This window comes from Kibdelosporangium phytohabitans (assembly GCF_001302585.1).
GTDB lineage: Bacteria > Actinomycetota > Actinomycetes > Mycobacteriales > Pseudonocardiaceae > Kibdelosporangium > Kibdelosporangium phytohabitans.
The window spans coordinates 3,781,179-3,806,058 of the sequence record NZ_CP012752.1 but is presented as its reverse complement, the minus strand read 5'-3'; the positions used below and the strand labels follow the sequence as shown (position 1 = coordinate 3,806,058).

Sequence of the window (24,880 nt, the reverse complement as noted above, 5' to 3'; positions counted from 1 at the left end):
GTCAATACGCTTACCACCGAACGGCGATACAACAGTTCCCCAATCGAAGCGGGCGGGCACCCTGACCATACGGTCCACAAAGGATGATCAAATCCTTGGGGAAGTCAGGTAGGCCAGGGCCATTTCGGCGGTTTCGTCAGCCCACGCGGTCCACGTCAGGCCGTCCGGCCATACCTGACAGGTGGCCGCTCGGTGGACGCATGAGCCCGTTATCGAACGGGCCGCGAATCGGAGGGCTTCCTCGTGGACACCTTCACGGTACGGCTCCGCGGCCTCGACCAGGGCGTCTTGGATCTTCGCGAGCGACCGCAGGCCGAGCTCGACGCCTTCGGCTCGTTGGCCGCTCAGGAGTTCGGGGAAGATCTTGTTGTGTTCGCCGAACGTGTGCGCCACCGCTTCGGTGAAGGCTGTCGTCACGCCTTTCAGGCTGGGTTCCGCTTCTGCCAGCGCTTGGGTCACGGCTGTTTCCAGCTGATCGAGCATTTCGGCTTTCACCGCGTGGAGCAGCTGTTCCTTGTTCTCGAATCGCCGGTAGATCGTTCCCACCGACATGCCCGCGTGGTCGGCCACCGCCGCCACCGTGAATTCCTCGATACCTCCGGTTGCCAGGACTTTTTCGGCGGCCTTCAGCACTTTCCGCAGGGTGTCCCTGCTGCGGGCCTGCTGTGGGGGTCTGAAGGTCTCTTGGCTCACGTTCTTGACGTTACCCGTTTGCTTCGGCTGCTTTTCTTGGCGTTGTTGCACCGAACGAGCTCGTCCCCTCGCCGGGGGCTGACCCCTGGGCAGGAGCACCCCGAAGGCCTTTTCCGCGCTTGTGCGCTTGCCGCTGCGGGTTGGTTTGCGCGCTTGCCGGTCGGGGTCGGTCTCGCGCTTGCGCGCCGGCTTCTCGGGCTGGTCTCCACGTGGGGGGGGAGGGTCGACACACGGGGGATGTGAATGCTAATTTGCATTCACATTCTACGAGTGGGAGGGTCACCTGTGCGGATCGACCGTGACATCTCCGTCCTGACCAGGGACGGGACTTCGATTGTCCTCGATGTTTTCCGGCCGGACGGGGATGAGGCGGTTCCTGTCATCGCGTCGATGAGTCCGTACGGCAAGGATGTGCACTGGCCCGATCGGTTTCCCATGTACGAGCTGGTTGACCAGGGTCCGCACATGGTGTGGGAGACGCCCAACCCCGAGTGGTGGACCGCGCGGGGGTACGCCGTTGTCCGGGCCGACTCGCGTGGGTCCGGGAAGTCCTCCGGCCGTCTTGATGTCTTCAGCCGCTCCGATGCCGAGGACTTCTACGACGTCATCGAGTGGTGCGGTGTGCAGCCTTGGTCCACCGGCAAGGTCGCCAGCAGTGGCATCTCCTGGTACGCGATGATGGGGTGGCATGTCGCCGCGTTGCAGCCGCCGCACCTCGCTGCCGTCGTCGCCTGGGAAGGCTGCACCGACTTCTACCGCGACTGGGGTCGTCAGGGTGGCATCTACACGAACGCCACCGAGCGTTGGTGGACAGGCCAGATCGTCCCGCAGCTCAACGGTGACGACCATGCCCACATGTCCCGGGAGCTCAAGGACCGTGAGCTGCTTGACGACTGGTATCGCGAGCGGATCGTCGATCTCAGCCGGGTGCGTGTCCCCGTGCTGTCGGCGGGGAACTGGGGATCTGTTCACCTGCATCTGCGCGGCAATGTCGAGGGCTGGCGTGCCGCCGCGTCCGAGCACAAGTGGCTCGTCGTGCACGTTGGTTCGCACATCGATCCCTACTACGCCGACTGGGCCAAGGATCTTCAGTTGCGGTTCCTGCGACGCTTCCTCCATGGCGATGCGACCGCGATGGATGGTGTCCCTCCGGTTCGGCTCGCCATTCGCCGTGGCCACGACGTCGAATGGCGAGATGAGTCGGACTGGCCGCTCCCCCGCACCCAGTGGCGTGCGCTCTATCTGACCCGTCAGCACACGCTCAGCTGGGAGGCCCCCGCCGACGCTCGCGTGCCCTATCCGGCCACCTTCGACTTCACCGCTTCCGAACGGCTGGAGCTGACCGGGCCGCTTGCCCTGCGGCTGTGGGTCTCGCACGTCGCTGCCGACCTGGACGTCTTCGTCCAGCTCGAACAGTACGACGTCGACGGTTCCCGGATTCCCGCCATCGGTCCCGCCGGGACCGCCACTCCCGTACCGATGGGTGTCGGCTGGTTGCGGGCTTCCCACCGCGAACTCGACCCGGAACGCACCCTGCCTTACCGGCCGTGGCACAGCCACGACGAGTACCAGCCCCTCGAACCCGGTGTGGCCACCCTTCTCGAAGTGGAGATCTGGCCGACTTCCATCACGCTCGAACCCGGGCAGCGTCTCCAGCTTCGCGTTCAGGCCGACGACGAGAACATGGGGCTCCTCGCTCACAACGACCCCGGCGACCGCAAGAGCGGCCACGGCGCCACGATCCACGTCGGCGGGGACCACGCCTCCCACCTCCACGTCCCGGCCATCCCGCCTGGCCGTCCATAGTGGACCGTTCGGGTGGGGGCTTCCCCGTCCGGCCGCACCCGTGTCGTGCGACACTTGTGGGGTGAGTGCGATCGAGTACTTCTGCTATGTGTCTCGCAACAAGATCGACCAGCTGTACCAGCAGATCGATCCCGAGGCCGACTACGAGATCACCGAACTCGCCAAACAGGAGACCGACCGCAAGACCGACTGGAAGACCGGCCAGATCCTCAAGCTGTTCTCCGCCGGGCGCTCGTACGGCAAGAAGGACGTGCTGCAGCGCGAGGCCAAGGTCAAGCAGACCTACCTGGAGAAACTGGAGCGCGTCATGTTCGCGCTCGCCACCGAAACGCCGATTCCGGCCGCGTCCGAGCTCGACCGGTGGGACATGGGCCTTTCCTCGTACTACCACCACACCGGTGTCTTCCGGTTCGAGTCCAAGCCCATCGAACCGAGCACGAACACTGTGGTGACGCTGGTTTCGTCCATCGGGCAACGGCGGCTGCTGCTCGACTGCTCGCTGCGCAACTTCAGCGAGGGACCGAGGCCGGACGGCACCTTCGACCTGAACTCCGCCAACGACCGGTTCTTCCGCGGCGACATGTCGATGACCATGACCACCGTCTTCCTGTTGCTGGAAGCCGGCCAGTCACGCGTGATCGGCAGTCCGCTGTTCCTCAAGCTGTCTCTGCCCGAGTCGGACTGGATGACGATGTTATGACCGACCTCGACCTCACGTCGGACGACCCCGACGAGTTCGAAGGTCGCGTGGTGCGCCTCGACGGCGCGGAGTACGTGATCGGCAAATACCTCGGCGAGGGCGGCGAGCGGTTCGTCCACGAGCTGGTCAACCGGCGTTTCGGCCGCGGCACGCACGTGATCCTGATCCTGCGCAACCAGCCGAGAGCGGCCGAGATCTCCGCCAACGCCCTTGAAGCGCTGCAGCGGACACGGGACGCGCTGGGTGCCAAGTACGTCATCCACGACCATTTCACGGTACGAGCGCACGGCGGCGTCTTCGAGATGCGCGAAGGCATCGAGCGCACCGGCACCGAACTGGAGATGGAACGCCTGCTGCGCAGCGGCCGTCAGGCCGAGGCCGTGGCGATCGCCGAGCGGCTCCTGACCGGGAACCCGGACAACTTCCTCGCCCTGATCGCGTTGGCCGCCGCGCGCGGGAACGGCGGCGACCCGTACGACGCGCTGGAGCTGGCGCTGGCCGCGTTGCGGATCGAGCCGAACACGCGGGCGTGCAAGGTGACACTCATGCAGTGCGCACTCGTGGCCAACGCTTTCCAGACCTTCTGGTGGCAGTACGAGGATCTGCGCGCCAAGTGGCCGAACGACCGGTCCACCGACGACCTGGCCGCCTCGGCCCACATGACCATGGGCACTCCGGACAAGGCGGTGGACCTCAAGCTCAGCGACGAGGTCGCGGCGATGGTCCAGCGGGAGGTGGCGGCGAAGCACAGCGCCGACGAGGTCATGAAGACGACGTTCAAGCTCGAGGACTCACCTGAGCACAACGAGCGCAACCGCGGCATCCTCGCCCAGGCGTACCAGCTCTACCGGTATTCCACGTACATCGCCGTCAACTACGGGCTTGTCCTGCTGCGTTCCGGCGACGGCCGTGCGGCCTATGACGTGCTGATCCGGATCGTGCCCGTGCTCGATTCACGGCGACGCCCCGAGTTCTACGGCTTCTTGGCGTTCGGCCTGGCCGTCGACGGCGACTGGCCCGCCGCGTACCGGATGCTCGACCTGATGACGCAAAGCCTGGGGGACAACGACATCAAGCCCGCCGACCTCCCCGGCTGGCCGCTGTGGTGGATCGAGGACAAGGGCGCGATGCTGTACAGCCGGACCCACCGGCCGTTCCAGCTGATCGCCCAGGTTCTTCGCCACGTCGGCTCCGGCCAGGTCCGTCCCGAGGTCAGGGCCATGGCCCTGCTGTACGCGCAGCACCCCTGCAATCCCTGATAGCGTGCGGCTCATGTGCCGGTACGCGGAGACCATCTACAAGGTCCATTACGTGTGCGTGCCGTGCCGCAAGAGCCACAAGTACGCGTGGGACGGCGCCGAGCACCTGTGCCCGTCGTGCCGTGGCCGGATGGTGTTCGCGGGCCACGACTTCGCCGCTCCGCGTCGCCTGGACGACTCCGGCTGGAAGGCCGTGGCGGCCGTGCTCGGGGCGGGATTGCGGTACGAGGGCTTCGAGACGTGCGGCTGCGGCCGGGCCCCGGGGTACCGGCCCCGGACGGCCGCTGAAGTACGTACACGCAGGCGTCTGGCCCAGCGGTCCGGCGTGTCCGAAGCTGACGCCTTGGCCGCGCCTGACCCGTACGTCCTGTGACGCGCCGCCCATTCTGAACCGATCGATCCAAAACCTGCTACGGTCAGGTCCATGGCCAGGCCGAAGGCATTCGATGAGCGCGCCGCGATAGGGCGTGCCATGGACGCGTTCTGGGTGGGCGGCTACGAGGGGACATCGACCCAGGCCCTCTGCGCGGCCACCGGCCTGGGCCGCAGCAGCATCTACAACACCTTCACCAGCAAGCACGAACTGTTCCTGCGCGCGTTCGACCAGTACTCCGAGCGGGGTTTCCGGAGCAGGAAGGCGTTGCTGGAAGCCGGCGGGGCGGCGATCGAGCGCTTCCGCGCCCTCTTCGACTTCACCATCGCCGAAGAGGTCGAACACCCCGGCCGTGGCTGCTTCGTGGTCAACGCGGTCGCCGAGTTCGGCGACCGCGACCCGGTGCTCAGCGCCCGGATCGCCGCCGACACCCGGCGGCACCTCGGACTGCTGGCGACGTGCGCGACGGAGGGCCAGCGTGACGGCACGGTCGACGCGACACGCAGGCCGGGCGACATCGCCGAGTTCGCGCACAGCACCGTCGCCGGGCTGCGGCTGATGTCCCGGCGCGGCGCCGGCCAGGCCGCCATGGAGGCGGTCGCCGGACTCGCGATGGACGCGATCGCCACCGAATAGGCACGGGCACGACCCTGCCGCCGCCTGGCCACGTTTTGGACTGATCAATACAAAACTGGAGGGAACCCCCGTGCCTTTGGCAGTCGCTGTACTCGGGCTGAGCGTGTTCGCGCTCGGAACGTCCGAGTTCATGATCACCGGCCTGCTGCCGGGGATGGCGGCCGATCTCGGCGTCGGCATCCCGGAAGCCGGGCTGCTCATCTCCGCCTTCGCGGTCGGCATGGTCGTCGGCGCTCCCCTGCTCGCCATCGCGACGCTCCGAGTCCCCCGGCGTGCGACGCTGATGGGCCTGCTCGTCGCGTTCGGCATCTCGCACGTCGTCGGCGCGCTGGCCTCCGGCTACGCGCTGCTGTTCGTCACGCGGGTCGTGAGCGCCGTCGCGTGCGCCGGGTTCTGGGCCGTCGCGGCGGCAACCGCCGTCGCACTCGTACCGGCCGAGCGACGCGGCCGTGCGCTCGCGATCCTGGTCGGCGGCCTGACCGTGGCGAACATCGCCGGTGTCCCAGCAGGTACCTTCCTCGGCCAGCACGCGGGTTGGCGTGCGGCGTTCTGGGCCGTCACCGTCCTGACCGTTGTCGCGCTGATCGGCGTGTTCGCCCTCGTCCCGGAGACGCAGAACGGTGACGACAAGACGAACGTCGCCACGGAACTGCGGCTCTACCGCCGCGGCCGGTTCTGGCTCGCACTCGGCGTGATCGCGCTCGCCCAGGCGATGATCTTCGCGACCTTCAGCTACCTCGCGCCACTGCTGACCGAGGTCAGCGGCCTGCCGGAGAGCTGGGTGCCCGGTGTGCTCTCCCTGTTCGGGCTCGGCGCGCTCATCGGCATCACCGTGGGCGGGCGGCTCGCCGACGCGAAACCGTTCCTGACGCTCTACGGCGGACTCGCCCTCGCCCTGCTCGCGTTGGTACTGCTCGCCATCGCGGGCTCGGCGGCATCCGTCGCGATCCTCGCCGTGTTCCTGTTCGGCGTCGCGGGCTTCGGCGTCAACCCCGCCCTCAACGTGCGCGCGTTCGCCGTTGCGGGCAACGCCCCGACCCTGGTCGGCGCGAGCACGACAGCCGCCTTCAACGTCGGCAACACCCTCGGCCCGTGGCTCGGCGGCGAGGCCATCGACGCCCGGCTCGGCTACCCCAGCGTGGCGTGGGTGAGCGTCGGGCTCGGCGTCGCCACCGTGCTCGTCCTCACCCTCGCGGCAGGTGTGCAGCGCACCGACAACACCCGTCTGATCCGCGAAACCGTTAGCCAGTAAGGAGAACCATGTCAACGCACGCCATCGTCGAGCGGTACTTCGACCGAGTGTCCACGGGCGACCGGGACAGGGTCGTCGAACTCTTCGCCGACACGGTGCACTGGGACATCCCCGGCGCGACCGACGTGGTCCCGTGGATCGGTCCCCGCCGCACCTGAGCGGAGGTCCGCGAGTTCTTCGAGTACCTCGACAAGGGGATCATCCCCGACCGGTTCGAGGTCGAACGCGTTCTCGCCGACGGCCCGCACGCGGTCGCGATCGGCAGGCTCCGCTCGACCGTCCGGGCGACCGGCAAGGTCATCGAGCCGGCCTTCACCATCGAGTTCGAGGTCGACGGCGACGGCCTGATCACCAAGTACGTGCTGCTGGAGGATTCCTGGCACGTCGCGAACGCTGTCCAGCCATAGTGGTGGTGGGCCAGGGGTGACACGAGCGGGCCGCCATCTGGTGGGACTGCTCGACCTGGTCCGCTGCGCGTGTCCGTGGTCGACCAGGACATCGGCGTCCGCCGCTGGACGGTCCGGACGGCATGCCCATCGCCTTGCCACTGGCGATGGGCAGCTGTCGTCCACAAACGAGTTTTACAGCGGGACGGGCGTCAGCCGCCTGTCTTGCGCTGGATCGCCGTGCGCATGACGTCGAGGCCGATCAGGTTGAACGGACGGCCCAGTGTGCGCATCAGCGAGTTGTCAGTCGGCCGGTACACACCGCGGCGGTGGTAGTACGCGCCCTGATAAGTGCCGATGACGCCGCCGTCCGGTGACGCCTTGCCGAGGTAGGTGTACCACTTCAGCCGGTGTTGGGACATGGTGGCGCTCGGGTACACCGACACGTTCACCTCACCCGGTTCCGAACCCGTGTAGAGGTCGTTGGGGTAGTCGTACTCGTCGGCCAGGCCACCGATCGAGTGCCCGAGTTCGTGTGCCACGATGCCGCCGGACTGCGCGTTGCCGCCGGACGACGTGGCCACTCCCCCGCCCGCGCCGCCGTACTTCGTGCTGTTGGCCACGGCCAGGACCTGGTCGACCTGGGGCGCGGATGCCGCGTACTGCTTGGCTTTCGTCTCGTTCACGCACAGCAGCCGCTCGGTCCCGCCGCACCAGAAGTTCATGTCCAGCGCGGTGTCCCGGCGCACCCCCTGCGACGGGTCGCCGTCCACACCGGACTGGTTGGACACGACGTTGACCTGCCAGACGTTGAAGGACTGCTTGAGCGACTTGTACGGCTCGATCTTCGTCAGCTCGGCCCAGCGGTTGACGACGTGCTGGTGGTAGGTCGCCATCTGGGACGCGGTGTAGCCGTCACCGACGAAGACCAGGTCGAACCGGGACGCCGACGGGCCGGTCTGCTGGATCGGGACGACCTCGGCGGCGGCGACCGCGGACAGCGGCGCGGGCTCCGACGGCGGTTCGGCCACGCGGACACGGGAGATCGTGCCGTCGGGCGAGAAGACCTCCTTCACGACTGTGCGTTCGGCGGCCACCGCCGGCTGGGCGATCACCGACGCGGACGCGAGTAACGCGAAGACGGCAGACAAGGGACGGACGCGCATGAGCGGCTCCGTTCAGAGCGGGGTGCAGGGAATGGCGCCGTTGCAGGGAGACGCCACTGCAAGGCTGTGCCGTCCACGGCGCTGTGGGAAATCCCCTATCCCATCCAAGCGGTGGATGGTGCACCCTCTGACGGGTGGAGCTGGAGCTACGCCACCTGCGCACGGTGTGCGCGATTGCCGAGGCCGGCAGCCTGACGAAGGCGGCAGCGGTGCTGCGGATGTCTCAGCCTGCGCTGTCCGCGCGGCTCAACCGGCTGGAACAGGAGATCGGCGCGGAACTGTTCGTGCGCAGCGCCCACGGCATGACGCCGACGAAGGTCGGGGATTTCGTGCTGCTGCGGGCGCGGGCGATCCTGCACGGAGTCGACGAGCTGGCACGGGACGCCGCCCGGCTCACCAACGACTCCTCCTCGGCCATCGCGCTGGGCGGCACGATCGAGTCGGTGTCGGTCGGGCTCGTCGAACTGCTGGGTGACAGCGCCGACGTACGGCTGGTCATGGAGTATTCGCCGCTGCTGCTGTGGGACCTGCTGGTGGCCGGACGGCTCGACGTGGCAACGCTCGTGGACTACCCGGGTTACGAGCAACGATCAACACCCGCCGTGTTGTGCGAGATGATCGTGCGTGAACCGGTGTTCGTGGCGTTGGCCGAGTCGGATCCGTTGTCAGTGTCGCTGGAGGTGCCGCTGGCAGCGTTGGCGGAGCGGACGTGGGTGATGACGCCGTCGGACGGCGCGGGCTGGCCGGACTGTTTCCACGCGGCGTGCGGGAAGGCAGGTTTCCGCCCTGATGTCCGCTACACCACACACAGCACGGACTCCATCCGCACACTGGTCCGGACAGGCCGGGCGGTGACCGCGTGCCAGCCGGTGTACCAACCGGGCGAGGGCGCAGTGGTGCGCCCGTTGGCTGGCAACCCGTTGTCCATGCGCCACTTGATCGCCTGTCCTCGCAACGGTCTCATGGCGACGCGGCTGCCCAAGCTCGCCGCGTTGGCCCGTGACGCCTATTGGGCGCACGTGCGCATGACGACTCCGTTCCACGATCAGCTGCGGCAATCCTGATTGCCGGGGCCTGGCCAGACGCAACGAAGGCCACCTTGGTCGCGTCTGCACGCCGAAGGCCACATCTGGGCCCGGGTCTAGCTGTTGGTGAGCTCCGGAGCTGGTCGTTCGTCCGGCAGCCACCTGCCACGGTTGCGGTCGGCGACCGTGACCGTCACCGCGAGCACCAACGCCACCGCGGCGGTGATCGGCGCGACAGGGAACGCCCCGGCAGCGCCGTGCTCGTCCACCAGATTCCCGAGGATCGCGCGTCCGGCGGCAGTGCCGCACGCCGCGTGCTCACCGGTTGCGGCGTCCCGATCACCGTGGTGCCACCGGATCTCACGCACCGCACCCGGGTGGATTCGACGTGGCTGGACCGGCTCGGCGGATCGGGCCGGATCGGCTCCACCTTGGCGGCGATGTCACGCCCCTGCCGCGCCCACTACCGTGAGTTGCTCGGCACGGACGTTCTCGTGCTGCACGACGCCGTCGCCCTGGCCGAGGTGATCTGGCCGGACATCCTGGAACGCCGTCCGATGACGGTCGACGCCGAGTGCGGCTTCGGGCCGGCACGCGGCGCACTCGTCGCGGACAGCAGGGCACACTCCCCGGCGCGCGGCACGAGGTGCTGGTCGCGTCCGATGTCGCGCTCGACGACCTGCACAAGCGGATGCTGGACCGGCTGACCGGACCCCGTGACCACGTCCGAAGGATTCGACCGGGCAGGAACGGGAATCCCACCCGTGACGTGTCCGGTTGAGATCAGGGGGACGGATGAGCACCGAGACGCTGCTGGCGTTCGCCGGGATAGTGGTGGTGGCCTACGTGGTGCCGGGCCCGGACTGGATGGTGGTGCTCCGCAATTCCGCCAGAGGCCGCCGGTTCGGGTTCCTCGCCGCCGCCGGGGTGCAGTGTGGACTGTGCGTGCACATGGCAGCCGCGGCACTGGGCGTGTCCGCCGCGATGCTGCACAGCCCGGTCGCGTTCACCGTCCTCAAGTTCGCCGGTGCCGCCTACCTGATATTCCTTGGCATACAGGCGATCCTGCAGTCACGGCGGCGGTACGGCGACAACCGGCCGGACCAGCAACCGGACCCAGGGACGCGCCCGGCCCGGCTGTTCTGGCAAGCGTTCCTGTCCAACGTCCTCAACCCGAAGGCAGCGCTGTTCTTCGTCAGCATCCTGCCGCAGTTCCTCGACCCGTCCGCTCCCGCCGCCTCCCAGGTCCTCCTGCTCGGCACACTCGACATCGCTGTCGGCGTGCTGTGGTGGGCGCTGTTCGTGCTGCTCACGGCACGGCTGTCCACCCTCATGCGCCGCAGCGGCCCACGCCGGACGCTCGACCGCGTGACCGGAACCGCGCTGGTCGGCCTCGGCGTCACGCTGGTCGCCACCAGCTGACGGTCAGACCGGGACCGCGGTCATCGCCACAGGGCTCGGGTACAGCACCGCGTTGACCTTGGTCAGCACTGGTTTGCCGGGCACGGCGACCAGTCGCCAGCGGGCCAGGATGGTGGCCACGGCGATGGTCATCTCGGTGTACGCGTACGAGTTCCCGACGCACTGCCTGCTGCCCGCGCCGAACGGGATGAACGAGCCCTTCGGCAGGGCCGCCGTCCTCTCCGGCGTCCACCGGTCCGGGTCGAACCGGTCGGGTTCGGGATAGGAGCGCGGGTCGTAGTGCATGGCGTGCGGGCTGATGATGAACTCGGTTCCGGCACGCATGTGCTCGCCGCCGATCTCCACGTCGGTCCGCGCCCGCCGCATCACGAACCAGATCGGGTACATCCGCAGCACCTCGTTGATCACCTGGCGGGTGTACTGCATCTTCGGCACGTCGTCGAAGGTGATCGGGCGGCCGGCCAGCACCTGGTCCATCTCGTCACGGACCCGGCGCTCGACGTCCGGGTTCTCGGCGAACTGGTGGAACAGCCAGGTCAACGCCAGTCCACTGGTCTCGCTGCCCGCGATGAACAGGTTCAGCACCTCGTCGAAGACCTGCTGGTCGCTCATGGCCTCGCCGGTGTCCTCGTCGCGGGCGAGCAGCAACATCGACAGCAGGTCGCCGCGGTCGCGGCCGTCGGCCCGCCACGCCCTGATCACGTCGAGCACCACCCGGTGGATCCGGCCGGACGCCTGGTCGAACCGGCGGTTGGCCGGGATGATCGGCACGCGGTTGAGGATCGACGGCGACAGCACCCGCACGACACCGTCCCGCAACACGACCGGGATGGACCGGCGGGCCTCCGCGATGGCCCGCTTGCCCAGCTCAGTCGAGAACAAGGTCTCGCCGACCGTGGTCACCGACAGGTGGTACATGTGGGAGTACAGGTCCTCGAGTTCCTGGCCGGGTTTCCACGAGCCGGCCACATCGGCCGAGACCCGGCGCATCGTCTCGGCGTAACCGGCGAGCTTGGCGCGGTGGAACGCCGGTTGCACCAGCCGTCGCTGCCGCCGGTGGAAGTCGCCGTTCGACATGATGATCCCGTTCCCGACGTACGGGCGGAACATGTCGAAGAACGCGCCCTTCTCAAAACTCGCCGCCTTGGTGACCAGGGTTTGGTGTACCAATTCCGGGTTCGTCAGGAAAAAGGTCCGCATCGGACCGAGGTGGACCCGCACAATGTCGCCGTACGCACGCAACGACGAGGTGAAATCGACGCGTCGCCGCAGCATCGACGGGGTGTGCCCGAACAACACCCATCGACCGGGCGCGACCGGAATGGACATTTCTCTCCTTGGCTGGGCAGGCAAAAGATCGAATCCGTGGTGCGCCCTGCGCGGGGGAACCGCGATTCAGAGGCTGGCGTTCAAACACGGCACGCGATGACGTCAGCCAGACTACTGCGGCCCGTCAACCCCGCTCTTGCGCTCTCCGTTCGATGACGTCGTTACATTTATCGCAGATTGCGGACTTCCGGCGCGGGCCCTTGTGTTGCGCATCCCGGGCACAGCCGGTACTAATGGGAGTAGCCGCAGATCGAATGGGTTTCGATCGCGCTGGGGGTCTGGCTTCCGACAAATGCGAATGGTTCCGTGTGCGCATTTCCGGTATCGGTGGGCGCGCGGTTCCTGCCTGGAGAGGCCACGATGAAGACCACTGCCGGTGCCCGTCCGGTCCCCGAAGTGCTGCGGTGGAGCCGGAATCTCGTCGATCCCGCGTTGCGGGCGGCCGTCGACCGGCTGCCCGGTACCGTCCGGCTGATCAGCGGCTACCACTTCGGCTGGTGGGACGCTGCCGGTCGGCCGACCGCCGCTGACGGCGGCAAAGCGCTGCGTCCCGCGCTCGCCTTGCTTGCCGCGCAGTCAACCGGGGCCGACGCCGAGGTGGCCTTGCCCGCCGCGGTCGCGGTCGAGCTCGTCCACAACTTCTCGTTGCTGCACGACGACGTCATGGACGGCGACACAGTCCGGCGGCATCGACCGGCGGCGTGGACCGTGTTCGGTGCCGGGCCCGCGATCCTGACCGGCGACGCGTTGGTGACGCTCGCGTTGGACCTCCTGGCCACGAGCGGTCTGCCGAACGCGCGTCTGGCGCTGCGCGCCCTGTCCGACGCGGTGATCGACCTCATCCGCGGCCAGGCGGAGGACCTCGCCTTCGAGAGCCGCGACGACGTGCGACCGGCGGAGTGCGTCCGGATGGCCGAGGGGAAAACCGGTGCGCTGCTGGCCACCAGCTGCGCGCTCGGCGGGTTCGCGGCGGGCGCGGACCCGGCGCGCGTCGAGCTGCTCGGCAGGTTCGGCGCCGCTGTCGGGCTGGCCTTCCAGCACGTCGACGACCTGCTCGGCATCTGGGGAGATCCCGTGGTCACCGGTAAACCGGTGCACTCGGACCTGCGCAACCGCAAGAAAAGCCTGCCCGTGGTCGCCGCGCTGGGATCGCCGTGCGCGGCGGGGCGCGAACTCGCCGACCTCTACGCCCGCCCGGCGTCGCTGTCCGATGTGGACGCGGCACGCGCGGCGGCACTGGTCGACGCGGCCGGCGGCAGGCGCTGGAGCCGGCAGGAGGCGGACCGGCTGCTGGCCCACGCTCTGGACCAGCTGGCGAACCTCGACCCGGCGGGCGGCGCGGGAGCTGAGCTGGCCGCGCTCGGCCACCTCGTCGTCGGCCGCACCCACTGAGCCGATCACCGCGATCAGGAGGAATCCCATGACCCTGCAAGAAGGGCACGAGATGGTCCGTGCCTACAGCACGACGTGGTACGAGCCGGTGATGTCGATGCCGGCCGGGCTCAACGAGGCCATCACGTCGGCCTACCTGTGCATGCGTGCCATCGACGAGATCGAAGACCACCCCGGCCTCGACGGCGAGACCAAGGCCGGGCTGCTGGAATCGGCCAGCCGGACCTTCCAGACCCGGTTCGCCCCGGCCGATTTCACCGCGGCGCTGGCCGGGCACGAGGACGTGCTGCCCGAGGTCACCCAGCGCGTCGGCGAATGGGCTGTGTTGGCGCCGCCTGCGGTCGCCCCGCGGGTGTGGGAGACCTTCGCCGCGATGGCCGAGCGGATGGCCGACTGGGCCCGTACCGGGTTCACCGTCACGACCAAACGCGACTTGGACCGTTACACCTATGCCGTTTCCGGCACGCTCGTGCTCATGCTGTCGGACTTGTGGGCATGGCACGACGGCACTGTCACCAACCGGACGCACGGCATCGCGTACGGACGAGCCTTGCAGGCCATCAACATCCTCCTCGACCACGCCGAGGACACCGAGCGCGATGTGGACTTCTGGCCGGACGGGTGGGACGCGGCGCAGATGACCCGGTACGCCCGCGCCGAACTGCCGCTGGCCGACTCCTACCTCGCCGCACTGCCCGAGGGCGGGCCAGCCCACGCCTTCTGCTCCCCTGCCCTCGCGCGCTACCACGCCGCGCTGGACGAAGCCGCCTGGGTGCCCATGCCGTCCACGAACCGCGAGGGGGACGTGTGATTCCCGCCGAGATCAAAGCGCTGACGATCCCCGACCTGTCGTTCCCGTTCCCCGCCCGGCTGCATCCGGACTGGCAGGAGCTGGAAGAAGGAACTGTCTCCTGGCTCAAGGAATTCGGCTTCGTCCGCGGTGCCGACCACGAGCAACGCGTCCGCGCCCAGCTGCTCGGCAAGACCTTCGCCCACTACTTCCCCGTCGGCGCGACGGACCGGGTGCTGCTCGCCGCGAACATGTGCGCCTTCTACACGATGTGGGACGACCGGATCGCGGCCGTCACCAACCCCGACGAGCTGCGCACACTGGGCATCCGCTGCCTCCACCTGGACAGGATCGCCGCCGATCCGCACACGGTTCCCGCCACGGACGACCCGTTCGAGCACGCCTACCGCGACCTGTGGCTGCGCACGCTCACGTGGGCCAGTCCCCAGCAGGCTGAGCGCATCCAACGGGACATGCTGCACAACTCGCTCGGCTGGCTCGTCGAAGGCGCGCACGACCTGCAGCGCGCTGTTGCCTCGCTCGCGGACTACCGGGAGATCAGGTGGGCCACCAGCACGTTGCCGTTCTTCGTCGACCTCAACGAGATCGTGCGCGGCTTCGAAGTCCCGCTGGCCACCGCGCTGGATCCGGCGGTGCGGCAACTGGTCCGCCTGTCGATGACCTTGTTCACCACCACCAATGACATCTTCTCCTGTGCGCGGGACGCCTACCGCGGGCACTTCATGAACCTGCCCGCGGTCCTCGCCCACGCGTACGACTGCTCGTTGCAGCAGGGCATGGACATGGCCGCGCAGGAGCTACGCGCCCAGACCAGCCAGTTCCTCGCCCTCGCCGGACGTCTCCGGCAGCGCGCTGAGGAGAAGCTGCCGGAGCTCGTCGACAGCTTGCAGGACATGGTCGCGGGCCACCTGGTCTGGATCCGCGAGTGCGGCCGTTACGTCATCGACGCACTGCCCGTGTGACTACCGGCCGTTGTGGAAGGTGACGGTGAACCCGCTGCACTTGCGGCACTGGCCTACGACGCTGTTGCCCGGCTCGGTGTCTTGTTTGGACCAGGCGTACGCCTTCGGGCACCGCGACTGGATGGCGTTGCTGTACGGGGTTTTGGCGTCGCGGTTGGGGTTCGTGCACAGCATCGGGGTGCCGTCGTTCCATCGGGTGAGGTTCGCGGGCGGGCAGTACGGCAGCAGGTTCTGCGTACACCCCATCGCCTCGCACTCCGGCGGGGTCGCCTGGGCGTCGCGTGGCGTGATCGTGATGGGCAGGGAGAACGCGTTGACGTAGCTGACGTTGTACCAGGGCGCCAGTGCGTCCTTGCGGTCGAAGTTGAACTCGGCGAGGCTGGCCGGCTGCTCGCCCGTGGTGCAGCGGTCGGCCCACGGTCCGCAGTCGGCGACCTTGCAGCGGAACGTGCTGCCGGAGGTGCCGCCGCAGCCCTGCCGGGCGAAGAACTTGCCACGCCAGTGGTTCGGCGCGGCCGACTCGGGAATGGTGACTGTCGCGGACTGGCCGTTCCGCGGGACGGGCAGGCGGGTGAAGTTCACCGAGCCGTCGGCGTTGACGGCGCTGCCCACCCAGATCGCCTGGCCGGACTGGTTGACGAAGGTGACCGTGTGGTCGGCAGCCGCCGCCGTCGCCTTCGCTGTCGTCAGGACGGCGATCAGCGCGATCACCGCGAACAGGATCTTGCGCATTGCTCCTCCTTGTGCGAGAAGGTGATCACGCTGCGGCCCGGTACGCGACGCCCGACTGGTTGGCGGTCGCGCCGGTGGGCAAACCGGTCCGGCTCGTACCGGTCGACAGCGTGAACCAGGAATACCTTTCGACGTACGAAAGGCTTTGCGGCATGGCCGTGGAGTCGCGGATGAAGTCGGACTGCTGTGCCTGGCTCGGGTACCTCGGCGTCGAGCCGGTGAAGTCGACGAGCGCGAACTCGGTGAGCCAGATCGGCTTGCGGTAGCGGTTGTACACGGCCTGGATGTACCCCTCGAGGTGGCCTGTCGCCGCGGCGGAGAAATCACTGCCGTACCAGTGCAGCGGGATGAAGTCCACGCGGTAACCGCGGGCCGCGGCACCGCTCATGAACCGGTCGAGCCAGCCACCGGCCTTGTCGCCGCCGAACGCCACACCCGGCGCGCCCAGCCGCATTCCCGTCCCCTGGAGCCGTGGCCACAACTCCAGCGCCCGTTCGACTGCCATGTTGGCCTGACCCGCCATGTCGGGCTCGTTGAAGCCGAGCAAGCTCGTGCCGAGGGCCTTGGCCTGGTTCAACTCGGCGTCGGTGACCGAGCCCTGACCCCAGATCATCGGGACGAACTCCACCCCGCTCGGCGCGGTGATGCCCTGTTTGCCGGACGCCCAGGTGTAGTACCAGCCGACCCGCGAATCCGCGAGCGCGCTCGTGACACCGGAGAAGTTCGCCGCACTGACACCTTTCTTCGTCGCCTGGACCGCGGTTGCCGGAGCGACCGCGAACGACGACACGACCAGCAGGAAAACGATCAGGTAGCGCAACGATCGCATGGGCCTCTCCTCGATCTAGCCTGCCGCGTTCATCAAGTCGAGCACACAGTGTTGCCGTGCGCCGTCACTGCGTTGGAACGGACCGGCCCAGGGTTGGTCTTACGAGTCGGAGCTGGAGCGGTCCCGGGTGTACGCCGAATCGGCTTGGCGGTGCAGGTACGGGGTGTACGGACGGTCGGCCAGGCTTTTGTTGGGCGCGGTGAGCGCACGTACGTAGATCCCCTTGAAGGAAGGCACATCCCCGCCACCGCCGTTGTCGAAGAGGATCCCGCCGGGATTGAGCAACGCACTGGTGGTGGACGCGCCGGCCATGGCACGGGCCTTGGTGATCAGGCTCGCGTCACCGGTGGCGCGGTTGAGTTCCACCAGCGCGGCAAGGGGAACGCCCTTGGTTGTAGCTCCACGGCGTCTGACCGTTGTTGCGGCACGTCGACGTGGTGAGGCCGTCGTTGACAAGGTTGGAGCTGTTGATCATCCCGCTGTCGGCGAACCACGTCCAACCGGCTCGTGCGCGTTGCAGGTGGACGGTGTCGCCGGGGATCCTGTTGTGCAGTGCGGCGTTGAGTTGTACGTACAACGCGTTGGTGATGGCGTTCTTGTACGTCTTGCTGGCGCTCCACCACACGACACCACCGCACACCGAATCCCAGTAGCGGAACATGTGGTCGCCTTCCAGCTTCGCGGTGCTGAGGTATCCGGTGTCGCCGGTCAGGTCGTACGCGTCGAGCCACGCCAGGCCCCACCATGCGACGTCGTCGTTGTAGTCGTTGATGAAATTGCCTTGCCAGGCACGCAGGTTGAGGTCGTAGGTACGGGCGATGGCGTACCTGTAGCTGCCCATCCCCGTCGTGCGGATGTTGCCGATGATCGCGGTGAGCGCGTTGGCCGAGTTCCACCAGCCGGTCGTGTCGAACAGGCCGGTGGTGAGGTTGTAGCGCTGCATGAGCGCGGTGGCCGCGGCTGTCCGGCGTTCACCCGCGTTCCAGGTCGTGCGGTACCAGCTGGTGCACGCGATGCCGGGCGATCCGGCGGGCTGGCCGCAGGCGCGCAGCAGGCCGACGCCGAGCTGGACCCAGTCGTCCACGTTGTACGTCATCGTGCGCCAACCGTTGGCGCCAGCCGGGATGCGGGTGTCCCCGAGTCTGGATCCCACTCCCCAGCTGACCCCGGCGTCGAACGACCGGTCGAGCCAGATGGCGTCACCGGGCGCACCCGACACGATCCCGGCCCACCCCATCGCGCCGGTGTCGTCGGAGTACAGGGCAACCTGACGGCCGCCCACGGTGACTGTCTGGGCTAATCGCGCGGTGGGCGCGAGCGCGGTATCACGCGCGTCACAGTATTTGTTGCAGATCGCGGCCGCGGGCACCACGGCTCCCGTCGACAGCGGGCCGCCCGGCTTGGGTGTCGTGGTGCCGCCAGGCCGATAGGCGGAACGCTGCGAACCGGGCCGCAAAGCGGGATCGCGGGCGTCGCAGTAGAAGTCGTCGCACACCACGACCGGGTCCCGCACCGGCGCCGCGACCGGCGGGACACCGGCCAGCAGGGCGGGCGTGATCAGTGAAGCTCTCAGCACGAGACCTCCCGACGCAGGGGTCGGAAGCTCGAACGGGGGGAGAGAGCGCTCTCAACCAGAGACTAGGGTTTCGCCCGGCGCAGCGTCAACGCCGGTTGTGGTTCCTATCGCACCAACCGGAAGAAAGCGCGTACTTCACTAGTAAATATCTCAGGTTGTTCGAAGGCGGCGAAATGCCCGCCGCGCTCGGGCTCACCCCAGTGCCGGATGTCGGTGTACCGCCGCCCGGCCCAGCGACGAGACGGGCGCGGGATCTCCCTGGGGAACACCGAGCACCCGGCGGGCACGTCGACCGTGTCCACAACCGACGAGCTGAACCACTCGCTGACCTGGCGGAAGCTCTCCCAGTACAGCCGGGCCGACGACGTGGCGGTGCCGGTGAGCCAGTACAACGTGATGTCGTCGAGCATCTCGTCACGGGTCAGCACGGTCTCCGGGTCACCGCCGCAGTCCATCCACGACCGGAACTTCTCCACGATCCATCCCGCCAGCCCGGCCGGGGAGTCGTTCAGCGCGTACCCGACGGTCTGCGGCTTGGTGGTCATCTGCTCGTTGTAGCCGGACTCGTGCGCCTCGGCGTGCCGCAGGTCAGCCAGCGCACGGGACTCCGCCTCAGTGAGGTCGTCGAACGTGGCCGGATCAGGCGCCGCGAGCGGGGGCATGAGGTGGATCCCGGCCAGGTGCGCCGCGTCCTGCTGGCCGAGGCTCGTGGTGACGCTCGTGCCCCAGTCGCTGCCCATCGCACCGTAGCGCTCGTATCCCAGCCGAGCCATCAACTGCGCCCAGGCAGCCGCGATCCGCTGCACACCCCATCCGGTCTCGCGTGGACGGTCGCTGAACCCGTAACCGGGCAGCGACGGGATCACCACGTGGAACGCGTCAGCGGGGTCGGCGGGGTCGGTGAGCAGCGGAATGGCCTTCTCGAACTCCAGGAACGAACCCGGCCAGCCGTGCGTGAGCACCAGCGCGAGCGCACCCGGGTGCGGGGAACGGACGTGCACGAAGTGGATTCCGACACCGTCGATCTCGGTGCGGAACTGCGGCAGCGCGTTCAGCCTGCGTTCGGTGGCGCGCCAGTCGTACCGTTCCGCCCAGTAAGCGCACAGATCCCGCAGATACGCCAATGGCACGCCCTGTTCGTGGCCGGTGGCGGTCTCCGCGTCCGGCCAGCGCGTGCGCCGCAACCGCGCACGCAGGTCGGCCAGGTCGGCCTGGGGGACATCGATGCGGAACGGGGTGATCACGCGGTCGCCTTTCGTCCTCGGCAGGGCTTGCCTACACGCTAGGCGATCACCAGCCGGGATACCGTGGATCTCGCGGATTCCGGGCGTCAGCGGCGAGTCCTCCCGTCAGGGCCATCCCGCATGGCCCGGCCAGGACATTCGCGCATACCGTGCTGGTATGTCCCGACGTCTTCTGCTGCTGGTCGTTGGCGGCGCCGCTGTGCTGCTGGTGCCGTGGACGATCTACTTGGCCGGTGTGTTGCCCGATCATCACCGGATCGGTGAGTGGCGGCTGGCCTGGGTCGGGTTCGACATCGCCTTGGTGTGCTGCTTCGCCGTTGCCGTGCGGCTGGGGCTTCGCCGTCGGCGCGCGGCCGTGCCGATGATGGCCGCCACGGCCGCGATGCTGCGTGCGACGCGTGGTTCGACGTGGTGTTCGACTGGTCGAGCCACGACCGGTGGACGAGTGTGCTGATGGCGGTGTGCGCCGAGGTGCCGATGGCCGTGGTTCTGCTGTGGCAGGCCAAGGTCCTGCTCACCGGGGTATGCCGGCGCGTCGGCTGAACGCCGGGGACATCGGGATCAACAGCGACGAGTCGTACCGGGAGCTGACCCGTGCGCTCGGCGTCACCGCCCCGGCAGACGCGGGCGACCTGGCAGCAGCACTCGGCCTGCCGAGACCGACGAGCGGATGGCGGCGTACCTGGAGCAGAAATACCAGTCCGAACTGCGGCTGTTGACGTGGGCAGCGCGCATCCGCACCGAATTCGGGCCGTGGGCCGCGGGCAGTCGCGCGGTCATCCACCTGTCAGAGGCTGACCTGGCCCGGTTCGACACCGAGTACAACGACCTGTTCACCCGGTACTGCCTGCTGCACGACAAACCCGAGCAGGGCACGTGAAGTCGCGCTCAGGTTCTACGCGTTCCCCTTTCCCCGTGATCTCCCTACGCAGACCTGGAGTGTCTCAAGGCGGGGAGCTGAAGTCCGCGTCGGCGTGTCGTTGATCGAAGACACATCTGGCCGCCGCCGTTGCCGGTGGTGGTGACCGCCGGGCAGGGGGCGAGAGTCGACCTGGCCTACCGCTCGCGGGCGAATCGTGGCTACCTGTGGCATCGCGGCCACGATCCCGGTGCACCCGCTTCGACACACTCGCTGTCCGCTTCGAGGCCGTGTCGATGATCGCCTCGATCAGCGAATGGCTGCGCCACATGTGAAACACGCGCTGGTCCCCTAGGGGTGTGCCGGAGTCTTCCCCGATTGTCCCGGTTCGCGATGGACAGGCAGCGGACAGTGCCGCAAAGGTGGGACCCGGCCGACGCATCAACGGCCCGGGCGAGCCGGAGGAAAAGGTGAACGACCACTTACCGTCGACAGGGCGTAAGCGCCATCTGGTGGGCATAGCCGGTGCCGGTTGCGCATTGGCTTTCGTTGTGCTTGGTGTTCTTGTCAGCGCTTGGGTGCCACCGCTGGACCGCATGATCATCGACGGCGTCCAGATACCGCCGGGAAGTGTGCTGCACCAGGCTTCGCTTGCCGTCAGCACAATCGGTGTCCTGGCCTGCCTCGCCATTCTCGTGGCTGTCGCCGTCCGGGCACGGCCGCGGGGCGTTGACCTGTTGTTGTGCGCCGGTTTTCTGCTGCTGTGCGCGGCGGTGGCCGTTCTTCAGTTCGTGTTCCAGCGGCCAGGGCCGCCTGGGCAGCCGCTTGGCTTCAGCTTCCCGAGTGGTCATGCGTCGATTTCCGGTGCGCTTGCTGTCACCTCGGTTGTCATCGCGGCGGTGTTCGTCCGGTCGTGGCTGCGAGCCGTGCTGATCCTCCAATGCACGGCCGTGTTGTTCACGATGGCGGCGCGGATCGCTCTTGCCGAGCACTATCTCAGTGACGTGGTCGGCGCCGCGCTTGGCGTCTGTGCCGTCGGGCTTCTGGGCGTGGCGGCCGTCAAGCGCTGGTGGACGGCCGATACTCGCCTGGCGATCTCCCGGCCCCGCCCGTGACCGCACCGGCGGTTGCGTACGTTGATCCACCTGCGACTCGCGCGTGACGAGGTGTCTAGGCTCCTCGCTGTGATCACGCGTGAGGAGCCAGTCGACTGGTCGCAGTTGCACCACGCCTACGGCCCGGCCGACGACGTCCCGCCGCTGCTGGAGCAGCTGCGGGGCGAGGACTGGGAGGAGGCGCTGGGGGAACTGTTCGGTTCGATCCTCCACCAGGGCAGCATCTACCCCGCCACGGTCGCCGCCCTGCCGTCCATCGTCGCGATCGCTCGTGATCCAGGCGCCGAGGGCCGCGTGGGCGCGCTCTGGCTGGTCGGCACCTACGCCGAATCGGTTGCCATGGGCGCGGGCCGGGCCACGATGTACTTGCCTGACGGCGTCGATGTCGACGTGTTCGACCGCGAGTCGAGCGCGGCGCGGGACAAGGCGGCGTTGGACGTGCTGCCGCTGATGGAAGATCCGGATCCGGGTGTGCGCGAAGCGGTGTACGGCTGCGTCGCGCACCTGGCTGACACTGCTGTGGCGGGCGAGGTTGTCGCTGCGCTGCGGGCGCGACTCGACCGTGAAGACGTGGCTGCGGTCGCGCTCATGGAGCCGTTGCTGCGGCTCGGGGCGTTCGACGACGGTGACTTCGCGGCGGTGGTGGCGCGCGGCGACGAAGCGGTGGTGTTCGCGGCCGCTTGGTCCGCTGTCGCCGTCGGACGCGACCTGCCCGGCGTGGTCGATCACCTCGCCCAGCTGTGGCCCGACCACGCTCACCAGTACCCCACGGGCAATGCGAGCTCCTCACTCAGCCTGCTCGGAGCACACGCCCTGCCCGTGCTGCGGAGGCTTCAGACCATGCGGACAGCGAAGGCGGACGACCTGGTCAGCGGCTGGGTCGCGCTCGCCGCCGTCTCGCGTTCAAGCGCGCCCCACGCGCTGCAGGGGCTGCTGGACCTCCCCGACGAGACGCACCCGGTCCGGCTGGTGCAGGCGCTCACGCAGGTGGTCGCCGACGTGCCGGAACGGGCTGACGAGGTGTGCGACGCCATCGCACGGATCAGCGAACCCGGTGACGCGGACCCCGCCCTGCTGGCGAACGCGGCGGTGGCGCTCTTCTCCAACCAGGACCCGCGTTGGGCAGCGCGAGCGTCCGCCGTCGTCGCCATGAGCGCCGAGGAACCCCGGATCGCCGACGCGACCTCGACCATGCCGTTTTCCTTGATCCTGCTCGGGTTCCCCGCCCACCGGCGGGACACTGCCTGGGCAGCGAACGAGTTGAGCGAGCTGGCCGCCGCCGCCGTCGCCGCGTGGCCGCAGACGCCCGGCGGCTGGATCGACGTGCTTGCCGAGCTCCCGGCCAGCGAAGCCGTCGTCCGAGCGGCGCTGCCCGCCGTGAACCATCCGTCCACGTGGAAACTGCTCGCCAGGATCGCGCTGGACCACCCGGAGCTCGGATCGCTGATCGAACCAGCGCTGGACACCGAGTTGACCGACGACGAAGCGACGGCCTGGCGTGAGACCACACGCGCGCTCGTCGGGCACGGTGTCGGTTTCGAGCACGTGTGGCAACTCAGCGGCGGTGACGCGCGCCTGCTGGCGGTGTGGACCCGACGCCCCTCCCCCGCCACCCACGCCGCCTGCCTGCAGTTGCTCGACGGAACGGCGCACGTCTCGTTCGGCGCCCGGCACTGCCAACTGGTAGCGGCGCGAGCGGTGACCGAAGCGGGAGAAGCAGCACGGGCGTGGCCCACCGTACGCGCCATCGTGGACACCGCGGGCGCTCCGCTCGTCGACGGTATCGAGGTCGGCAACCAGATCGTCGCCCTCGACGACAGCAGGCACACCGAGTGGATAGACCTCTTGCGCGACATCGCGTACAACGGCCGGCACGACTGGTCCGGGACGGATCACTGGGCCGGTGCCGTCGCGGTGGAGGCGCTCCAGAACCTCGGCGAGATCCCCGCGGACGAGGCAGCCGACCGGATGGTGGACCTGCTGCTCGCCGCGATCCCGCTGCACCAGGCCCCACGCGTGGCCCCGGTGGCCGGGAGAGTGCTGCGTACCGTCCTCGTCACGCGTCCTGACCTGCGTGACCGCTTCTCCCGGCAGCTCGATCCGGTACTCGACGGGGACGGCCGCGTCGCGACAGCGAGCGGCGGCATCGCCGACGACCGGCGGTTCCGCGACGCGTTGCGCGGCGTCAGCCGTTGACGAAGGTGAGGCTGGTCGCGTCGTAACGGGTGCCCGCGACCTGCGCCGCCGGGGCCGCGGCCTCGATCGCCGCCAGCTCCCGCGCGGACAGGTCGACGGTCAGCGCCGCGACGTTCTCCTCCAGGTACCGCTCCCGGCGGGTGCCTGGGATCGGCACCACGTCGTTGCCCTGGTGCTGCACCCAGGCCAGGGCGAGCTGGCCCGTGGTGATCCCCTTGGCCTCGGCGAGCTCGGTCAGCTTCGCCACGATCGCCAGGTTGCGTCCGAGGTTGCCGTCGGCGAACCGCGGCTGGCCGCGCCGCACGTCGTTGTCCGCCATCCCGTCGACCGAGCTGTGCTTGCCGGTGAGGAAACCGCGCCCGAGCGGGGAGAACGGGACCAGCCCGATGCCCAGCTCGCGGCAGACCGGGAGGATCTCGGCCTCCAGGTCACGAGTCCACAGTGACCATTCGCTCTGCAGCGCGGCGATCGGGTGCACGGCGTGCGCCCGCCGGATGGTGGCCGCACTGGCCTCCGACAGCCCCAGGTGACGGACCTTCCCGGCGCTCACCAGCTCCGCCATCGCGCCGACTGTCTCCTCGATCGGCACCTGCGGGTCCACCCGGTGCTGGTAGTACAGGTCGATGTGGTCGACGCCCAGCCTGCGCAGGGACGCGTCGCACGCCTGCCGGACGTAAGCGGCGTCGCCCCTGATCCGGGTGGGTTCGCCGAGCCGGTTGGCGAAGCCGAACTTCGTGGCCAGCACCACCTCGTCGCGGCGCCCGGCGACAGCGCGTCCGATCAGCTCCTCGTTGTGCCCGACGCCGTAGAAGTCGGATGTGTCCAGGAAGGTCACGCCCAGGTCGAGGGCGCGGTGCAGGGTCGCGGTCGACTGCGTGTCGTCCGCGCTGCCGTAGCCATGGCTCATTCCCATGCAGCCCAGGCCTTGCGCGGACACCTCCAGTGCACCCAGGTGACGAGTGGGGATGTGGGTCATGGTGTTGCCTCCTGCGAGTCGGAACTGCGTGTCCACGACGCTATGTGCTGGAGCGCACTCCAGGTCAAATGTGCGCTGAGCCACCCCTGACAGCGCGCGCAAGCCCGTGTCAGCGAACGCTCAACGAGATGAAAGCGCTGC

The 24,880-nt window shown here is 68.4% G+C and carries 27 protein-coding genes and 1 pseudogene; 18 read left to right on the top strand and 10 right to left on the bottom strand.

Annotated features, from left to right (window positions below):
* Nucleotides 1-87: 87 nt before the first annotated feature.
* A complete protein-coding gene (locus AOZ06_RS17510) occupies nt 88-633 on the bottom strand; it encodes a TetR/AcrR family transcriptional regulator (RefSeq protein WP_157233088.1) in 546 nt (181 codons plus the stop codon).
* A gap of 345 nt (nt 634-978) precedes the next feature.
* Here AOZ06_RS17510 and AOZ06_RS17505 point away from each other — a divergent pair, with 345 nt between their 5' ends.
* From AOZ06_RS17505 to AOZ06_RS59965, 8 genes and pseudogenes are all read left to right on the top strand, one after another.
* Nucleotides 979-2,499: a CocE/NonD family hydrolase gene (locus AOZ06_RS17505; RefSeq protein WP_054290378.1), complete on the top strand. Its 1,521-nt coding sequence runs from the start codon at nt 979-981 to the stop codon at nt 2,497-2,499.
* 61 nt (nt 2,500-2,560) lie between these two features.
* Complete coding sequence (locus AOZ06_RS17500) at nt 2,561-3,199, top strand: hypothetical protein (protein WP_054290377.1); 639 nt, start codon at nt 2,561-2,563, stop codon at nt 3,197-3,199.
* Nucleotides 3,196-4,458: a hypothetical protein gene (locus AOZ06_RS17495; protein WP_054290376.1), complete on the top strand. Its 1,263-nt coding sequence runs from the start codon at nt 3,196-3,198 to the stop codon at nt 4,456-4,458. The genes AOZ06_RS17500 and AOZ06_RS17495 overlap by 4 nt, the downstream gene beginning before the upstream one ends.
* 13 nt (nt 4,459-4,471) lie before the next feature.
* Nucleotides 4,472-4,831 carry a hypothetical protein gene (locus AOZ06_RS17490; RefSeq protein WP_218922009.1) on the top strand — a complete coding sequence of 120 codons (360 nt, stop codon included), beginning with the start codon at nt 4,472-4,474 and terminating at the stop codon, nt 4,829-4,831.
* A 51-nt stretch (nt 4,832-4,882) separates the two neighbouring features.
* Nucleotides 4,883-5,467, top strand: coding sequence for a TetR/AcrR family transcriptional regulator (locus AOZ06_RS17485; RefSeq protein WP_054290375.1), 585 nt, complete (start codon nt 4,883-4,885; stop codon nt 5,465-5,467).
* A 70-nt stretch (nt 5,468-5,537) separates the two neighbouring features.
* Entirely contained in the window at nt 5,538-6,719 is a 1,182-nt protein-coding gene (locus AOZ06_RS17480; protein WP_054290374.1) for a Cmx/CmrA family chloramphenicol efflux MFS transporter, read from the top strand.
* A gap of 8 nt (nt 6,720-6,727) precedes the next feature.
* Nucleotides 6,728-6,877 (top strand): nuclear transport factor 2-like protein, encoded by a 150-nt coding sequence (locus AOZ06_RS59970; RefSeq protein WP_225954807.1) that lies wholly within the window; start codon nt 6,728-6,730, stop codon nt 6,875-6,877.
* 12 nt (nt 6,878-6,889) lie between these two features.
* A pseudogene (locus AOZ06_RS59965) lies at nt 6,890-7,126 on the top strand (nuclear transport factor 2 family protein); the annotation flags it as partial.
* A 191-nt stretch (nt 7,127-7,317) separates the two neighbouring features.
* On the opposite strand, the gene AOZ06_RS17470 reads toward AOZ06_RS59965, so the two are convergent.
* Nucleotides 7,318-8,271 (bottom strand): M64 family metallopeptidase, encoded by a 954-nt coding sequence (locus tag AOZ06_RS17470; RefSeq protein WP_054290372.1) that lies wholly within the window; start codon nt 8,269-8,271, stop codon nt 7,318-7,320.
* 134 nt (nt 8,272-8,405) lie between these two features.
* Between AOZ06_RS17470 and AOZ06_RS17465 the strand changes: the two genes are divergently transcribed.
* Nucleotides 8,406-9,335 (top strand): LysR family transcriptional regulator, encoded by a 930-nt coding sequence (locus tag AOZ06_RS17465; protein WP_054290371.1) that lies wholly within the window; start codon nt 8,406-8,408, stop codon nt 9,333-9,335.
* 77 nt (nt 9,336-9,412) lie between these two features.
* Here AOZ06_RS17465 and AOZ06_RS57840 read toward each other — a convergent pair whose 3' ends face one another.
* Nucleotides 9,413-9,664 carry a hypothetical protein gene (locus AOZ06_RS57840; RefSeq protein ID WP_054290370.1) on the bottom strand — a complete coding sequence of 84 codons (252 nt, stop codon included), beginning with the start codon at nt 9,662-9,664 and terminating at the stop codon, nt 9,413-9,415.
* Between AOZ06_RS57840 and AOZ06_RS57835 the strand changes: the two genes are divergently transcribed.
* Entirely contained in the window at nt 9,554-10,003 is a 450-nt protein-coding gene (locus AOZ06_RS57835; protein WP_169798936.1) for a nucleoside hydrolase, read from the top strand. The two genes, AOZ06_RS57840 and AOZ06_RS57835, sit on opposite strands and share 111 nt — an antisense overlap.
* Before the next feature lie 88 nt (nt 10,004-10,091).
* Entirely contained in the window at nt 10,092-10,718 is a 627-nt protein-coding gene (locus AOZ06_RS17450; protein WP_054290368.1) for a LysE family translocator, read from the top strand.
* A 3-nt stretch (nt 10,719-10,721) separates the two neighbouring features.
* Here the strand turns inward: AOZ06_RS17450 and AOZ06_RS17445 are convergent, their stop codons facing one another.
* A complete protein-coding gene (locus AOZ06_RS17445; protein ID WP_054290367.1) occupies nt 10,722-12,047 on the bottom strand; it encodes a cytochrome P450 in 1,326 nt (441 codons plus the stop codon).
* A 360-nt stretch (nt 12,048-12,407) separates the two neighbouring features.
* On the opposite strand from AOZ06_RS17445, the gene AOZ06_RS17440 reads away from it, so the two are divergent.
* The 3 genes from AOZ06_RS17440 to AOZ06_RS17430 are packed head-to-tail and all read left to right on the top strand — an operon-like array spanning nt 12,408 to nt 15,212.
* A complete protein-coding gene (locus AOZ06_RS17440) occupies nt 12,408-13,439 on the top strand; it encodes a family 2 encapsulin nanocompartment cargo protein polyprenyl transferase (protein WP_054290366.1) in 1,032 nt (343 codons plus the stop codon).
* 28 nt (nt 13,440-13,467) lie between these two features.
* Nucleotides 13,468-14,250, top strand: coding sequence for a squalene/phytoene synthase family protein (locus AOZ06_RS17435; protein ID WP_063810056.1), 783 nt, complete (start codon nt 13,468-13,470; stop codon nt 14,248-14,250).
* Nucleotides 14,247-15,212, top strand: coding sequence for a terpene synthase family protein (locus AOZ06_RS17430; protein ID WP_054290365.1), 966 nt, complete (start codon nt 14,247-14,249; stop codon nt 15,210-15,212). The genes AOZ06_RS17435 and AOZ06_RS17430 overlap by 4 nt, the downstream gene beginning before the upstream one ends.
* On the opposite strand, the gene AOZ06_RS17425 is transcribed toward AOZ06_RS17430, so the two are convergent.
* From AOZ06_RS17425 to AOZ06_RS17410, 5 genes are all read right to left on the bottom strand, one after another.
* On the bottom strand, nt 15,213-15,944 hold the full coding sequence (locus AOZ06_RS17425; RefSeq protein ID WP_054290364.1) for a thaumatin family protein: 732 nt from the start codon (nt 15,942-15,944) through the stop codon (nt 15,213-15,215).
* A 25-nt stretch (nt 15,945-15,969) separates the two neighbouring features.
* Entirely contained in the window at nt 15,970-16,773 is an 804-nt protein-coding gene (locus AOZ06_RS17420; RefSeq protein ID WP_054290363.1) for a glycoside hydrolase family protein, read from the bottom strand.
* A 99-nt stretch (nt 16,774-16,872) separates the two neighbouring features.
* Nucleotides 16,873-17,139 (bottom strand): hypothetical protein, encoded by a 267-nt coding sequence (locus AOZ06_RS59960; protein WP_225954809.1) that lies wholly within the window; start codon nt 17,137-17,139, stop codon nt 16,873-16,875.
* The gene (locus tag AOZ06_RS17415) at nt 17,114-18,349 is read right to left on the bottom strand and encodes a glycoside hydrolase family 76 protein (protein WP_236952271.1); all 1,236 of its coding nucleotides are present in this window, start codon (nt 18,347-18,349) and stop codon (nt 17,114-17,116) included. Before AOZ06_RS17415 ends, AOZ06_RS59960 begins: the two co-directional genes overlap by 26 nt.
* Nucleotides 18,350-18,453: 104 nt before the next feature.
* Nucleotides 18,454-19,593 carry an epoxide hydrolase family protein gene (locus AOZ06_RS17410; protein WP_054290362.1) on the bottom strand — a complete coding sequence of 380 codons (1,140 nt, stop codon included), beginning with the start codon at nt 19,591-19,593 and terminating at the stop codon, nt 18,454-18,456.
* A gap of 157 nt (nt 19,594-19,750) precedes the next feature.
* On the opposite strand from AOZ06_RS17410, the gene AOZ06_RS17405 reads away from it, so the two are divergent.
* From AOZ06_RS17405 to AOZ06_RS17390, 4 genes are all read left to right on the top strand, one after another.
* Nucleotides 19,751-20,047 carry a hypothetical protein gene (locus AOZ06_RS17405; RefSeq protein ID WP_054290361.1) on the top strand — a complete coding sequence of 99 codons (297 nt, stop codon included), beginning with the start codon at nt 19,751-19,753 and terminating at the stop codon, nt 20,045-20,047.
* 216 nt (nt 20,048-20,263) lie between these two features.
* Nucleotides 20,264-20,473: a hypothetical protein gene (locus AOZ06_RS17400; RefSeq protein WP_054290360.1), complete on the top strand. Its 210-nt coding sequence runs from the start codon at nt 20,264-20,266 to the stop codon at nt 20,471-20,473.
* A gap of 338 nt (nt 20,474-20,811) precedes the next feature.
* Nucleotides 20,812-21,567 carry a phosphatase PAP2 family protein gene (locus tag AOZ06_RS17395; protein WP_157233087.1) on the top strand — a complete coding sequence of 252 codons (756 nt, stop codon included), beginning with the start codon at nt 20,812-20,814 and terminating at the stop codon, nt 21,565-21,567.
* A gap of 69 nt (nt 21,568-21,636) precedes the next feature.
* Complete coding sequence (locus tag AOZ06_RS17390) at nt 21,637-23,763, top strand: hypothetical protein (protein ID WP_054290358.1); 2,127 nt, start codon at nt 21,637-21,639, stop codon at nt 23,761-23,763.
* On the opposite strand, the gene AOZ06_RS17385 is transcribed toward AOZ06_RS17390, so the two are convergent.
* Nucleotides 23,753-24,739, bottom strand: coding sequence for an aldo/keto reductase (locus AOZ06_RS17385; RefSeq protein WP_054296705.1), 987 nt, complete (start codon nt 24,737-24,739; stop codon nt 23,753-23,755). The two genes, AOZ06_RS17390 and AOZ06_RS17385, sit on opposite strands and share 11 nt — an antisense overlap.
* Nucleotides 24,740-24,880: the final 141 nt, after the last annotated feature.

Excerpts from the sequence above, each read along its gene's own strand:
- AOZ06_RS17495 (WP_054290376.1), top strand. The coding sequence starts at position 3,196 with ATGACCGACCTCGACCTCACGTCGGACGACCCCGACGAGTTCGAAGGT.
- AOZ06_RS17490 (WP_218922009.1), top strand. The coding sequence starts at position 4,472 with ATGTGCCGGTACGCGGAGACCATCTACAAGGTCCATTACGTGTGCGTG.
- AOZ06_RS17485 (WP_054290375.1), top strand. The coding sequence starts at position 4,883 with ATGGCCAGGCCGAAGGCATTCGATGAGCGCGCCGCGATAGGGCGTGCC.
- AOZ06_RS59970 (WP_225954807.1), top strand. The coding sequence starts at position 6,728 with ATGTCAACGCACGCCATCGTCGAGCGGTACTTCGACCGAGTGTCCACG.
- AOZ06_RS17470 (WP_054290372.1), bottom strand. The coding sequence starts at position 8,271 with ATGCGCGTCCGTCCCTTGTCTGCCGTCTTCGCGTTACTCGCGTCCGCG.
- AOZ06_RS17450 (WP_054290368.1), top strand. The coding sequence starts at position 10,092 with ATGAGCACCGAGACGCTGCTGGCGTTCGCCGGGATAGTGGTGGTGGCC.
- AOZ06_RS17445 (WP_054290367.1), bottom strand. The coding sequence starts at position 12,047 with ATGTCCATTCCGGTCGCGCCCGGTCGATGGGTGTTGTTCGGGCACACC.
- AOZ06_RS17440 (WP_054290366.1), top strand. The coding sequence starts at position 12,408 with ATGAAGACCACTGCCGGTGCCCGTCCGGTCCCCGAAGTGCTGCGGTGG.
- AOZ06_RS17435 (WP_063810056.1), top strand. The coding sequence starts at position 13,468 with ATGACCCTGCAAGAAGGGCACGAGATGGTCCGTGCCTACAGCACGACG.
- AOZ06_RS17425 (WP_054290364.1), bottom strand. The coding sequence starts at position 15,944 with ATGCGCAAGATCCTGTTCGCGGTGATCGCGCTGATCGCCGTCCTGACG.
- AOZ06_RS17420 (WP_054290363.1), bottom strand. The coding sequence starts at position 16,773 with ATGCGATCGTTGCGCTACCTGATCGTTTTCCTGCTGGTCGTGTCGTCG.
- AOZ06_RS17405 (WP_054290361.1), top strand. The coding sequence starts at position 19,751 with ATGTCCCGACGTCTTCTGCTGCTGGTCGTTGGCGGCGCCGCTGTGCTG.
- AOZ06_RS17400 (WP_054290360.1), top strand. The coding sequence starts at position 20,264 with ATGGCGGCGTACCTGGAGCAGAAATACCAGTCCGAACTGCGGCTGTTG.
- AOZ06_RS17385 (WP_054296705.1), bottom strand. The coding sequence starts at position 24,739 with ATGACCCACATCCCCACTCGTCACCTGGGTGCACTGGAGGTGTCCGCG.